The 12,951-nt window shown below is 65.1% G+C and carries 10 protein-coding genes; 2 read left to right on the top strand and 8 right to left on the bottom strand.

The window, feature by feature from the left end; translation table 11 throughout:
* Nucleotides 1-525: 525 nt before the first annotated feature.
* The 7 genes from V7P99_RS10900 to V7P99_RS10870 all read right to left on the bottom strand — a co-directional run bounded on the left by V7P99_RS10900 (nucleotide 526) and on the right by V7P99_RS10870 (nucleotide 9,488).
* Complete coding sequence (locus V7P99_RS10900) at nucleotides 526-1,494, bottom strand: FAD:protein FMN transferase (protein WP_333794842.1); 969 nt, start codon at nucleotides 1,492-1,494, stop codon at nucleotides 526-528.
* A gap of 81 nt (nucleotides 1,495-1,575) precedes the next feature.
* On the bottom strand, nucleotides 1,576-2,112 hold the full coding sequence (locus V7P99_RS10895) for a nitrous oxide reductase accessory protein NosL (protein WP_333794841.1): 537 nt from the start codon (nucleotides 2,110-2,112) through the stop codon (nucleotides 1,576-1,578).
* On the bottom strand, nucleotides 2,112-2,942 hold the full coding sequence (locus V7P99_RS10890; protein ID WP_333794846.1) for an ABC transporter permease subunit: 831 nt from the start codon (nucleotides 2,940-2,942) through the stop codon (nucleotides 2,112-2,114). The genes V7P99_RS10895 and V7P99_RS10890 overlap by 1 nt, the downstream gene beginning before the upstream one ends.
* A gap of 5 nt (nucleotides 2,943-2,947) precedes the next feature.
* On the bottom strand, nucleotides 2,948-3,811 hold the full coding sequence (locus V7P99_RS10885; RefSeq protein ID WP_442909897.1) for an ABC transporter ATP-binding protein: 864 nt from the start codon (nucleotides 3,809-3,811) through the stop codon (nucleotides 2,948-2,950).
* A 53-nt stretch (nucleotides 3,812-3,864) separates the two neighbouring features.
* On the bottom strand, nucleotides 3,865-5,253 hold the full coding sequence (locus tag V7P99_RS10880) for a nitrous oxide reductase family maturation protein NosD (protein ID WP_333794845.1): 1,389 nt from the start codon (nucleotides 5,251-5,253) through the stop codon (nucleotides 3,865-3,867).
* Between the two features lie 25 nt (nucleotides 5,254-5,278).
* A complete protein-coding gene (gene nosZ / locus V7P99_RS10875; protein ID WP_333794839.1) occupies nucleotides 5,279-7,213 on the bottom strand; it encodes a TAT-dependent nitrous-oxide reductase in 1,935 nt (644 codons plus the stop codon).
* On the bottom strand, nucleotides 7,200-9,488 hold the full coding sequence (locus V7P99_RS10870; protein WP_333794844.1) for a 4Fe-4S binding protein: 2,289 nt from the start codon (nucleotides 9,486-9,488) through the stop codon (nucleotides 7,200-7,202). The genes nosZ and V7P99_RS10870 overlap by 14 nt, the downstream gene beginning before the upstream one ends.
* A 155-nt stretch (nucleotides 9,489-9,643) precedes the next feature.
* Here V7P99_RS10870 and V7P99_RS10865 point away from each other — a divergent pair, with 155 nt between their 5' ends.
* Nucleotides 9,644-10,513, top strand: coding sequence for a ferritin-like domain-containing protein (locus V7P99_RS10865; protein ID WP_333794838.1), 870 nt, complete (start codon nucleotides 9,644-9,646; stop codon nucleotides 10,511-10,513).
* Nucleotides 10,514-10,887: 374 nt separating this feature from the next.
* Nucleotides 10,888-11,811 carry a LysR family transcriptional regulator gene (locus V7P99_RS10860; RefSeq protein WP_333794837.1) on the top strand — a complete coding sequence of 308 codons (924 nt, stop codon included), beginning with the start codon at nucleotides 10,888-10,890 and terminating at the stop codon, nucleotides 11,809-11,811.
* A 36-nt stretch (nucleotides 11,812-11,847) separates the two neighbouring features.
* Here the strand turns inward: V7P99_RS10860 and V7P99_RS10855 are convergent, their stop codons facing one another.
* Nucleotides 11,848-12,951 carry a DUF4340 domain-containing protein gene (locus tag V7P99_RS10855; RefSeq protein ID WP_333794836.1) on the bottom strand — a complete coding sequence of 368 codons (1,104 nt, stop codon included), beginning with the start codon at nucleotides 12,949-12,951 and terminating at the stop codon, nucleotides 11,848-11,850.

The raw sequence follows: 12,951 nt of genomic DNA, 5'->3' as shown, positions 1-12,951 counted from the left end.
TTAATAAAGGTATTCTATGAGCCTATCGATTTCGCGCAAGTCATAAAAATTCATCGACAGGAAATGTAGGTGTTATTTTCCGCAGGTGCACAATGAGTTTTTCATTGTTTTTCCGGCACTCATATTGTCATTGCTGCGCCTGCAAACCTAAATTGGTGTTTTTTGGTCTAAATTGGTGCAAATGACGCCAGAAGCCCGCTAAATGCTCCGGTTTCTGAGGGTTCGAACCGGCGTTTCGAATAGGAATCCTGGGAGGAGGCGTCAGGTGCGCGTCGATGGAAAGAGAGTGGCGGGACGTCATTCTTGATGCCCCGGACGCGCGAATCGCACTCAGCCGTATTCGTCTCGAAAGACGCGGTTCCGGGCCTGGGAATAGCGGCGTGCGAGCGGATGATCGTGCGGGCGCGTGTCCGCACCGATGGCAAACGATCGGGCTCTATGGTCGACGCGAAACTTCAAAAACGACCAGCGCCTGACGTGTTTCCGCTCGCCGGGAAGCACTTTAACCCGTCTGAGCCGGTCCAATCAGGCGCTGAGGATGCTGACATCCGCGCGTCGCACCGCGAGTGCGGCGAGGGCCTTCTCGTCCATCAGCGTGCCCGCTGTGGAGAGGGCATCGGCGGTGGCGGCGTCATTCGCCACCACGGTCAAAGCGCGCGAAGGCGCCGCGCAGCCACCCGTCGCGGGGTTGAAGAGGTGGTTGCACCGCGCATCGGGCGTGAAGCGGAACCCATCCGCCGCTGACGTAGCCACGGCTTTGTCGACGAGATCGAGCGAGCGCTGCGGTTCGCCCTGCGCAGCCCCCTCGATGGCTGCGCGCCATGGCTGTCCGTCCGGACGCGGGCCGAGGGCGCTGATCTCGCCCATGTCGACGAGGGAGCTCTCGATGCCCTCCTCTCGTAGGAGGCGCACCACGCGGTCGGTAATATAGCCCTGTGCGATGCCGTTGAGCGTCAAGCCCATGCCGCGTCTTGCGAAAACGATGCGATCGCGGCTTGCCTTCACGTTCCGCCAGCCGACGAGTTCGAGGGCCGCTGCCAACCGTTCAGGCGCAGGCCCCCGCGGATCGGCGCCCGTGGCAGAGAAGTGATCGGCGTAGCAGCGCCACAGCGGCTGCACGCTTGGGTCGAAGGTCCCGTCCGTGTCGTGCCAGAGACGGTCGCAGAGGTCGAGCAACTCCACGAGCTCAGCCGGCGGGGCGACGAGAACGCCGCGCCGGTTCAATTCCGAAAGGGCAGTGTCGGTGCGGTAGAGGCTGAAGATGCCCTCGAGCCGGTGGGCTTCGGCGACCGCGCGCTGGATGATGCGCTTGCCGGCCTCCCGGTCCGGGTGGTGCAGGCGCATGGTGGAGAGAGCGCCGAGGACGACGCCTGTCCACTCGACGGGAGGCGCTGCGGCGGCCGCGGCCCGCGAGGACCCGAGCGGAACCAGCCCGGCGCCGCCCGCCGCAGCACTGAGCACGATGAACTTTCGGCGGCTTATGAGGTCTCGCATGTCGTTATCCTAAATCAGCAGCGAGAATGGAAAAGGCGAGGGGCGCACGAGGCGATCCCGGAGTGTTATCGCTGGCTCGCCTCATCCTTCGGTCCCGTGTCCTCCGCCGTCGATCTCCGCCGGCTCCGAGTTCAGCACATACTCGTAGGGCACCTCGCCGAAGGAGACGACGCGACCGCCGTGCTCGGCTGCAAAGCGCTCAGCCGCGCTCCGGTCCGAGAATGGGATTGTCTCGGCAGCTCCCATTCCGCCCGCCCTGCGGCTTTCGATGACGAACAGCGCTTGCCGAGCATCGATCCAGTTGTCGTCGCCGGGCTTATCCCAGGTCGGCGCCTTACCCATGTCGGAAACGTAGATGGCGCGAACGTCCTTCGCTTCCTCGTCGAGCATCGTATACGCGAAGGCATCGCGCGCCGAGGAGAACCAGACGGGCGTGCTTTGGCTCTTGAGCAAAATCTGGCCTTTGGGGCCGGTGTGCTCGGCCAGGCCCATGCCGCAGTAGTGCCCCGCCGCGTCCGCGGTCAGCCGGTGAGGCGGCGGGGGAGGGCCAGACGCCTGCTCCGAGCACGCCGTGAGCACGAAGGCGAGGAGGACGGGTGCAATCAACGATCTCAGCATCACAGCTCCCTCCGGGAAAATGCGGCGACAGCCAGCCCAAGCGGCACGAGCATCCAGCCAACCAGGGCCAGGAGCAGTGTCAAGGTTCCGAGCGGCACCGTTTCCGCAAGTCCGGACATACCGGACAAGGCCCCGACGCTTTCGGTACCCGCGAGATTGAGGAGGCGGTAGGCGTCGGTCGGGTTGAGCAGAAGTAGAACGTTCAGCACGTCCGCCGAGACCAGCCGGCTCTGATCGACGACGAGGAAGGCGAGCAGCGCCATGTCGTAGAGCACAACGAGGCCGAGCCAGATGCCGATGGCGATGCCCGCCGCCGTCGCGCGCGCACGCACCACCGCGCTCACCATGTAGCCGATGGCGAGGAAGACCGCCCCGAGCAGCACCGACGATCCGATCATGCCGGCGAATGCGCGCCAGCTCTCTCCGTCGATCGCCGCGCCTGTGAGCGCCAGCGCCGCGGCCGCCGCGCCGTAGCCGAGCGCGGTTGCGAACGCCAGCACGGCGAGATGCCCGAGAAACTTGCCGATCACCACCTGCCACCGGCTGATTGGATAGCTGAGAAGCAGAAGCAGCGTGCCGCGCTCGCGCTCGCCAGCGATGGCGTCGTGCGAGATGAGCAGCGCCACCAGGGGAATGAGGAAGATCGTGAGGCTGGACAGGCTGACGATCACGACATCGAGCGGCCGCACGCCGACGCTGCCGGTCGGTGCGCTGCCGAGGAAGGTGAGCGTCAGGGCGAGGCCGGCGAGCAGCAGCGTCGCCGCCAGCACCCAGCGGTTGCGCAGGCTCTCGAGGATCTCCTTGCCGGCGATCACGGCCATCTTTCGCATGCCCATCACGTCGTCGGCGCTCCCTGCTTGAGGAAGAAGGCGTAGAGCTCGTCGAGCGTCGGCGGGATCACGGCAACGTCCTCGGCGGCAGCCCCCGGCTCCGTGGCGCGGCGCACGAGCGCGATCTTCTCGCCCGGGCCTGCCTCGAACTCCACCATGCGGCCGTTGACCTTGCGCAGGCCGGCCACCGGCCCCAGGGCGCCCATAAGCGCTTCGGCCTTGTCGGGCGCGATGGTGAGGCGGATCCGCGCCGGCAGCTTCGCGATGCGGCGCAACTCCTCCATGGTGCCGTCCGCGACGACGCGTCCCCTGCTCATGATGATGACGCGCTCGGCGCGGTCCTCGATCTCGGTCAGGGCGTGCGAGGAGAGCACGACCGTGGCCCCGCCGTCGCGCAGTTCGCCCACGATGCCGTAGAATTCCTGGCGCAGCGCAGGATCGAGGCCGCTCGTCGGCTCATCGAGCAGGAGAAGCTGGGGCGAGCCGATGAGCGCCTGGGCCAGGCCGAGGCGCTGGCGCATCCCCTTCGAGTAGGTGCCGACGGCGCGGCTGGCCGCATCCTTCAGCCCGACGCGGTCGAGGAGGCCGAAGGCGGCCGCTGGCGTCACGTCCTTGAGGCGGGCGTAGAAGGCAAGGATCTCGCGTCCGGTCAGCGCCGGGTTGAAGGAGACGCTTTCAGGTAAATATCCGATGCGCCGCCGGGCGGCTGACGCGCGCGCCGCGGGATCCGCCCCGAGCACGTGGATCGTCCCTGCCGTGGGATGGGCGAGGCCGAGCATGAGTTTCATGAGCGTCGTCTTGCCGGCGCCGTTATGGCCGACGAGCGCCACGGTTTCGGGGCCGGCAAGGGTGAATGATACGTCGCGCACGGCTGCGATCGCGCCGTAGTGCTTGCTCACATTGAGAACGTCGGCGATCGCCGTCACGGCCGGTGGTCCTCGCTGTTGGATGACGCTGGCGGCAAGGGCGGGGGCGTCATCAGCGGATGGCTGTCGACGACACCGCCCGGCAGGATGGCCGGGAATTGGGCCTGTGCCCAGCGGATGATCTGCACTGCGGGGCTGTTCACCAGCACCTTGGCTTGCGGCACGGTCCACAGCACGCGGTCGACGACGTCGTTGGGCCGGTAGGCCGTGTCCCCGATGCCGTCGCCGTCGAGATCGAAGGCAGGATTGTCGCTCCAGTAATTGCCGCGCCCGTCCGTTGACCAGTCGAGATGGCGGCTGCCGACGTACTTCACTTGGTTGCGGTTTCTGATGAATGCATTGCCGGTGATTTCGTTGCCCTCCGATCCCGCCGTGAAATGCACGCCGATCGAGCAGCCCTCGAAGCGATTGTTGCGGAATTTGTTCTTGTTGGCATTGTAGATGAAGACGCACTTCTCGGGGCCGATGCGGCTGGCTCCCGGCTGCGCGTTTGTTGGCTCGTCTGCGGAGGGTAGACCGTGCTCGCGCGCTTCCTTCCCGCGCAGGCCTGGGCTTGCCCACCGCCGCGCCGGAAGAAGCTGCCCCCGCACCACGTTGCCGCTGATCTCGGAATAATTTGCGAAGTTGAACAGCAGGCCGTGATTGAGGTCACCCTCGGAGCGGTTGCCGCGCACGACGAGGCGGTGGGAGAACATGATGGCGAAGCCAACGGTGTTCCCCGTCGACACGTTATCGGAGACCTCGCTGTCGTTCGTGTACATGTAGTGGATGGCGAAGCGCAGGTCGCGGAAACGGTTTCCGCGGAACACGTTGCGCTTGCTGGTGACGACGAAGATGCCGTCCCGGCCGAAGCGGATGTCGTTCTCCTCGACGCGCGCGCCCGGTGCGTTCCACACCGACACGCCGTTGCCGGCCTCGTTGACGCGCCCTTCCTCGATCCCGACGATGATGTTTTTGCGCGCGACGGCATTCTCGGCGCCGTGCAGGTAGACGCCGTAGAGATTGTTCTCGATGCGATTGGCTTCGACGAGCGCGCCTGTCGCGCTCTGCTTGACGAAAACACCGGCATCCATGGCCTCGAGGTCGCGCCCCGAGCCGCGCACGGTGAGCCCGCGAATGACCGCGCCCGGCGCCGTGACGGTCACCACGCTGCCCTGACCGGCACCGGCCAGGATGGCGCCGGGTGCCCCTTCGAGCGTAATGGCGCGCTCGATCTGGACGGGTCCGCGGTGTGTGCCCTCCGAAAGCACGACCGTATCGCCCGGCAAAGCCTGATCGAGCGCGGCCTGCACGTCTTCGCCGGGCGAGACGGTCCGCTGTTCGGCGGCAGCGGGTGCGGCGAGGATGGCGCAGAGGAGCGCCGCCACGCCGCAACCGGTCTTCATCGTGAGGTGACGCACGCCGTCAGTCTCATACGTTGCGAGGCTCGACGAGCATGCGTCCCTGCATCTCCATGTGCATGGCATGGCAGAACCACGAGCAGTAGTACCAGTGAACGCCGGCCTTGTCGGCGGTGAAGGTGACGGACGAGGTCTGCTGGGGGCTGATCTCCATGTTGATGCCGTAGTTAACGATGCAGAACCCGTGCGTCAGGTCCTCCACGTCGTCCACGTTGGTGACGAACACGGTCACCTCGTCGCCCTGCTTCACAGTGAAGGACGAAAGGCCGAAGGCCGGCGCGGCCGAGGTCATGTAGACGCGAACCTTGTCGCCGTCACGGATGACCTTGTCGTCGGTCTCGAGCTTGATGCCGTCAGCTTCGGCCTGCTTCACGCAATCGGCGAAGAACGTATCGTCGCGGTTCCAGACGTGCAGTGGGTTGATCTTCGAGCGGTGGACGATGGTTGCGTCATGCGGCTCGGCGAAGCTCGGGCCGTCATGGACCAGAACCATCTGATCGCCGGAGATGTCGATAAGCTGATCGTTCTCTGGCTTGAGCGGCCCCACATTGAGGAACCGGTCTTTAGAGAACTTGTTCAGCGAAATCAGCCACTTTCCGTCGGCCTCGCTCGTCTGCCCCATGGACGTATGATTGTGCCCGGGCTGATAGTGGACGTCGAGCTTCTGAATGACGGGGTCCACCTTCTCGCCCTGATAAGCCTTGCGGGCGAGGTCGATGTTCCACTTCACGATCTGGCTGTCGAGGAACAGCGTCGTGAAAGCGTTGCCCTTGCCGTCGTAGGCCGTATGGAGCGGCCCCAGCCCGAGCTCGGGCTCCGCCACGACCACGTCGCGCGGCTTGATCTTGTCGTTGAAGAGGTCGGGCAGCTTGCGCGCATCGAACACCGTAACGGTTGGTGAGAGCTTGCCGGCAGCTACGAAGTGAATACCGTCCGGCGCGGTGTTGATGCCGTGCGGGCTGTTCGGAACGGGGATGTAGCGCGTGTAGGGCGATCCGTGGCGCCCGTCGAGCACCGGCACGCCGCTGATGGTTTGGAAGTCGCCTTTCTTGACGCCTTCTTCGATGCGCTCCAGATCGAAGATGACCACCCAGTCCTGCTCCTTGGCCATCATCTCGGCGAGGGTCACGCCCTCTTCGGAGTTGTAGCACGTGGACCAAGCATACTTGCCCTGGTAGTCGGCATCGACGTTATCGAGGTTGCCGTCGACGCGGATCTGCCAGGCGACCTCCATGGTCTCACCGTCGACTGCCGTGAACAGCGACATGTACTGCTTGGGATCGTCGAGGATCTTGCCGTCGTTGGGCACCGGCACGCGATCCTCGCCGTTGCAGAAGACGTATCCGGTCTTCGGATACTTCTGCACGCGCAGTCCATGCACCGTCGACTGATTCGGAAGCTGGATGATCTTGTCGCACTTCATGATGTCGAGGCGGATACGGCAGACGCGCGTATTCGCCTTGTCGTTGGCATAGAGGTAGCGCCCGTCATAGGTGCCGTCGGTGAACGACGGATGCGGGTGATGCAGGTCGCCGTTGAGATAGATGCCGCCGCGGGTCTTGAGGAACTCGCGCGCCTCGGGCGTAAGTCCTTCAGTCAGAACCTTGAGGCTCTCGTTGGTCTGGCCCCAGCCGGTGGCGCTGCAGCGGTTGAAGACCGGGATGCGCATCAGTTCGCGCATGGAGGGCAAGCCGAGGATGCGGACCTCGCCCGTCTGGCCGCTTGACGCGAAGACGTAGTACTCGTCGAGTTCGCCGGGCTTGACCTCGATCGAGGCATGTCCACCTTTGGACGATGCTGCCTGGGCCTCCGCCTGCCTGCCGTCACTGAAGCCGACGAGGCTGAGACCACCCGCCGTTCCGGCAACCCCCGCCGCCGCGGCGACGGTGCTTCGGCCCAACATGTCCCGGCGCGTCAAACCGGTTTTTTTATCATTGCTTGGCATTGCAACCTCCTGGCGTGCGCTTTTTTGCTCCTGATCCTTTCGGCGGGCGCACGATCCGGCCGACGTAGCTGATCAGCGGCCGCCCGGGTTCAGGCAGTCCGCGTTGTGAGGGGGGAAGCAGCGCATCGCGCTTTTCGCGCTTGAGGCGCACCTGGATCATGTGCGGGCACCGGTGGTCGTCCCAGTAGAGTTCCTGGCAGTGCATGCAGTAGATGCACTCGTTGACGTTGATGCGTCCGTTGGGATGGATCGACTGGACCGGACATTCGTTGGCGCAACGCTGGCAGGGAGAGCCGCATTCCGGCCAGCGCCTCAGCCACTCGAACATGCGCATGCGGCCCGGAATGGCGAGCGCCGCCCCGAGCGGGCACAGATAGCGGCAGTAGAAGCGCTCGACGAAAAGCCCGGCCGCGAGCAGCGCCAGCGCGAACACGACGAACGGCCAGTCGCGCATGAACTTGAGGATGATGGCGGTCTTGAAGGGTTCGACCTCGGCGAACTGCTCGGCGGCGCCGATCGAATAGAGCGACATGCCGAACAGGAAGAGGAAGATCACATACTTGATCGGCCACAGGCGCTCATGCAGGTCCCAGGCCACGTTGAGCTGCGGCACGCGCAGCGCCTTGGCGATGGTGTTGGTCAGCTCCTGCAGGGCGCCGAACGGGCAGAGCCAGCCGCAGAATGGGCCGCGTCCCCAGAACAGCAGCGAGACGGCGACTGCCGACCATAAAATGAAGATGAGCGGCGCCGTTAGAAAATATTCCCAGCTGAAGCCGGTGACGAGCGCGTTCGTGAACGTCAGGACGTTGACGACGGAGAGCTGCGCGTTGGCATACCAGCCAAGCCAGAGCAGGGTGAAGGTGAGAAAGCCGCGCCGCACCCAGGTGTAGACGACAGGCCGGCGGACGAGCGCATTCTGGAAGAAGAAGATGCCGGTCAGCACCGCGATCGCGGCCGCGGTGATCGCGACAGAGGTCCCTTCGCGCCGCCACATCTGCTTCCAGAGCGGGTCCTCCTCGGCGGCGCTCGCATCCGCCGCAAGGCCGGATGCCGCGACGTCCGCTGGAGGCGCCTTCGCGCTGGCGGGAGGCTCCACGACCGGCGGCGGAGGTTTTTCGACCTTCACGTAGAGATCGGGCAGCGTGTACGCGAGCTCGAAGCTGAGGAACGCCTTGTCGCGCGGGCCGATCGCGCGCTGAGCCAGAAGCTCGAGCGTCCACGGTTCGGTGAGATCGAGGGCGAAGTCCTCGGGCACTGTGAACAGGCTGATCTCGGGGAACGCTGGCGCACCCGCGGCGACAATGTCGCCGAGCCGTTCATGATTGCGGTCGCGGAACCGTACGCCCGATCCATTCTGCTCGAGCTCGATGCGGTCGAAGATGCCGCCGCGCACATAGCCTGAGCCCTTGAAGGAGTAGAGCCCGCGCCCGGCGACGAGAAGCGCCTGTTGGCCGGGTTTCAGCCGTTTGGTGAGACGCGCGTAGCCCGCATCTCCCAGGAGGCTTTTGCCGATTCCGGGGACACTGACCGGCGCGGCGTAGAGGTCGATGAAGGTCTCGGCCGGATCGGCGGATTCGGGATTGCTGGCCGCAGCCGCATTGCCGGCGCGCTCGAAGGCGGCGTTCACCTCGCCGACGGTGAGCGTAAGACGGCGCACCGAGCCATCCCCGATCAGGCTTTCCCAGTCGCGCACGGCGTCCTGGGTCATGTCCACGGTTCGCGTCTCGACCGGACCGGCAGGGCCGGCGCTTTGAGCGGCGCCTTGCGGCGAAAGCCGGCCGCTGCGCAGCAGGCGAACGGCGGAGCGCACGACGCTGTCGGCCATCACCAGCACGGTGACGGTCGCACCGCTCACGATGTCCGGTTGCGGCGGACGCTTTTCACCCGCCGCGATTGGTCCGATCTGCGTTCCAATGAGCGTGTTGACGGCTTCGACGACGCGCTTCTCCGGAACGCCGACGAGGACGATCGGCTCCTTATGCTCGACAAGCTTGAGGGCCGTAACGACACCTGCGGGGTCGATGCCGACGAGAATGTGGATTGGCTTGCCGGAATAGCCGATCGAACCTGTGAAGTCGGAGTTCAGGTAGACATAGCCGAGAAGCGTATCGCCCTCGTAGGCTGGTATGATGGGCGGATCGCCTTGTGGATCTCCGAAGCGTGTCGCTTGCGGAAAGAACTCCTGCGGCGTTGCCGTCTCCATGAAGGTCGCGAGCCGCGATTGCGCATTGGCCGGCGCAGCCGCGCTCAGCGCGGCAAAGGCGGCCAATGCCATGATCACCCAACGCACCAGGTTCGCCGCCAAGAAGCACCTCGTCCCGTCTATTCGCCTAACGTGTATCCAGCATATATCTTACTGGTGTTGATCTCCCTCAAGGGCGAATAGAGTTCGTCATCGGCATTCTCGCCTGTCAATGGAGATATGATGTCATGACCTCTTTGAAAGCGGAGCCTGCCGGTCGCATCAGATCGATGGGTGAATTTTTTGCGATGGCGCGTGCCATGGAGCTGGATGCGGCCTCGCGCTACACCGAGATTGCCCGTCAGCTGGCGCTGCAGGGCGAGACGGCGCTCGCCGAGGTGTTCACGGGGCTGGCAGAGACCGAGCGGGGCCATGTCGGCGAGGTTGATCAATGGGCGGACCGTACGGGCACGCAGGAGGACGCCACTCTGCCGTGGCCGATCCCGGACACCTTCGATGCACCGCCCGACGAGGTGGCGCGCTCCAACCTCCTCACGCCTTATCTCGCCCTTGCATCGGCCGTGCGTCACGAGGAGCGCTCGTTCGCCTTCTGGGCCTATGTGGCAGCCAACACGGACAACGAGGAGGTGCGGGTCGCGTCGGAGCGGATGGCGCATGACGAGCTTGAGCACATGTCTCTCCTGCGCCGGGAACGGCGCAAGGCCTATCATGCGAGCCAGCCGGACCGGACGGCGGGCGACAGCCAGGTGACGCTCGCGGCACTCGCCGCGAGCGAGCGGCGTCTCGCGGATCTTCTGATGCGGCAGCCGGATGGCGGCACGGACGCCCCTGCGACTGCGACCTCCCTGGCGGAGGCTGCGCGCGCCGCCGCTGCAAGGCTCGAGGCCGTATCTGCGAACCATACGATCCTGGTTCCCGAACTGCCGGCAAGCCGTACCGATGATATACCGTCGCTGTGTGAATATCTGGCGGAAGCCTATTTGAGGCTTGCCGAATCATCCTCGCAGGATGACTTGCTCGGCCTCGCACAGGAACTCGGCGACACGGCCATCCGCCGTTTGGCGTTCATCGCTTCGGAACCGGCGACGGAAAAATAACCCGCTTGGGAACGCCAGCGCTTGTGGCACCATTGGAAGTTAAAGATAAAGAAGCATGGCTCTGGCACGTGCACACAGCGTTGCCGGAACGGACGAGATTGGGCCGGTCGATCGCATCGACGGCCTGGTTTCTTTAAAGGCAACTCTTGTGCCTGGTACGAAACTCGGGCTTAATGATCCGGCTGTGGAGCCGGTCCTGGTTCCGCGGCCAAAAAATCTGTGCAGCCGAAAAAGGGCGGACGCCAACGGTGAACGTTCGCTGACGTAGAAGGGCCGCCCGCGGGAGAGGACGGTCGGCCGACATGCAACCCGTTCAGCGAAAAGATCCGTCTCCTCCCTGAAATGCACACCTGAGGAGCGCGCCGAGGGCTGCGATGGATAAGCTCGAAGCTATGAACGTGCTGACCAAGGTGGTGTCGGGAGGCAGCTTCGCCGAAGCTGCCCGGCGCCTCGGCGTGACGCGCAGTGCGGTGAGCAAGGCGATCACGCAGCTCGAGCAGGAGCTCGGCGCGCGCCTTCTCGATCGGACGACCCGCCGCGTGACGCCGACCGAAGCGGGCCTTGCCTATTACGAGCGCTGCCTTTCGATCATGGCCCAGATCGCGGAGACGGAGGCGCAGATCGCGCGGCTGCATGACGAGCCCAAGGGCTTGCTCAAGGTGAACGCGCCGATGTCGTTTGGCACGCTCTATCTTGGCGCGGCGGTGGCGGACTTTATGGACCGCTATCGGGAGCTTAAGGTCGAGCTTGTGCTGACGGACCGGATGATCGATCCGCTCGAGGAGGGCGTGGACGTCACCGTGCGCATCGGCGCGATGATCGATTCGAGCCTGATCGCCCGGCGCATCTCTGCCGCCCGCGTGCTGCTCGTCGCAAGCCCGGACTATATCGCCCGCCACGGCGAGCCTACGGAGCCGGGCGACCTCGCAAACCACAAGTGCCTCCATTACGGCCACTCGACGACCGTGCCGCGCTGGCAGCTCACCGAGCAAGGTGCGCCGCTCTCCGTACCGGTTTCGGCCTGTCTCAGCTCCAACAACGGCGACACGCTGCGCGAAGCGGCCATCAAGGGCATCGGCATTGCGCGGCTGCCGAGCTTCCTCGTCGGCGCCGACATCGCGGCGGAGCGGCTCGTCGTGGTGTTGCCGGAGTACCCGCCGCAGGAGATCACGATCCACGCACTCTATGCGCCAAATCGGTTCCTCGCCGCCAAGTCGCGCGTGTTCATCGATTTTCTGGTCGAGCGCTTCGGCCGTCCGGCGTGGGAGCGGTTCGATACGGTGAAGGTCGCGTCGTAACGCGGCCATCACGCGTAACCGCGCTCCAGCACCGGCTCAAGGCATCGGCATTCCGGGCGGCAGGCCCGGCGGTGTTCCAGGTGCGGGCTGGGCGCTTTCCTGCGCCGGCGTCTCGGGCTCGATGTCCTCGAGAAGCTCAGCCTCTGTCTTGAGCATGGTGTCGGCCTTGGAGGGCGTGATCTCGAACTCCCAGCCTTCGGCGCGTGAACGGATGTCGTCCGCCGCTGTCTTGGCGTCGCCGTCTCCGCTTGCATCGACCGTCACCCAAACGCCGTCCGGCTCACGGCGGACGTCGAGCACGATCTTGAGCTTGCCGTCGGTCGTGAACGTGACCGTGCCGGCCTTGCCATCGTTGCTGCCGGACGCCTTGCGCACGCGCTCGAAGTCGAGGAACGACGCGGCCTCGACGATGTTGTCGACGAGGTTCACGTATTTGATCTTCTTTCCGGCCGGGATGGCGTCGAGCTCGTGCCCGCTCCCGGCGCTGCGCTTGATCGTGTAGGCCGGCTCTCCGGCAACCTCGACCGTGAGATTCGCGATCTTTTCCGTCTCGGTCTCGAAGACGCGCGGGTTCGCCCAATCTTTGAGTGTGGCCCCACCGGCAATGGTGCCGCTTGCAAGCCAGCTCTGCTCATCGCCTGGGCGCCGCACGTAGGTTCCGGCGCCGCCGCTCGCCCCGGGCGTGACGGCGCTGCCGGGTCTCTGCTTGCCGGCGATGACTTCCGCGAGCACGGTGCCATCCGCCGCTTCGAGCTTGAAGAGGCGCGCATTGGATGTTTTGCTCGCGGGATCGTCGACTTCGAGATGCGCGTAACGCGCCGCAGCTTTCGTTTTCGGCTCGAGGAGCACCGCTTCATCGAGCGCATGCACGAGCGCCCGGATCTTGCCCAGGTCGGCCGGATAGCCGTCCTGGCTCGCGACCTGCCACGCGTCTCCCGATTTCTCGAGCGTGAGCGTGGTTTCGCCCTGCGTGATGGCGATCCGCGCGAGCTTTCCGATGTCGGCCCCAAGGCGCGGGAAAAGCTTGCCGGAGCTGGCCGCCTCGGTGGTCCACGGACTGCGCACGGCGTGGACGACGAGAGCCGTTGCCAGAGAGACGGCCGCGACGGCGGCGAGGGTGGCGAAAGTCCTAGGTGTCAT

The sequence above is a fragment of the Hyphomicrobium sp. genome (genome assembly GCF_036780825.1).
Taxonomy (GTDB): Bacteria; Pseudomonadota; Alphaproteobacteria; order Rhizobiales; family Hyphomicrobiaceae; genus Hyphomicrobium_C.
Note: the sequence above shows the minus strand (reverse complement) of the source record. Positions and strands in the feature narration are given on the sequence as shown.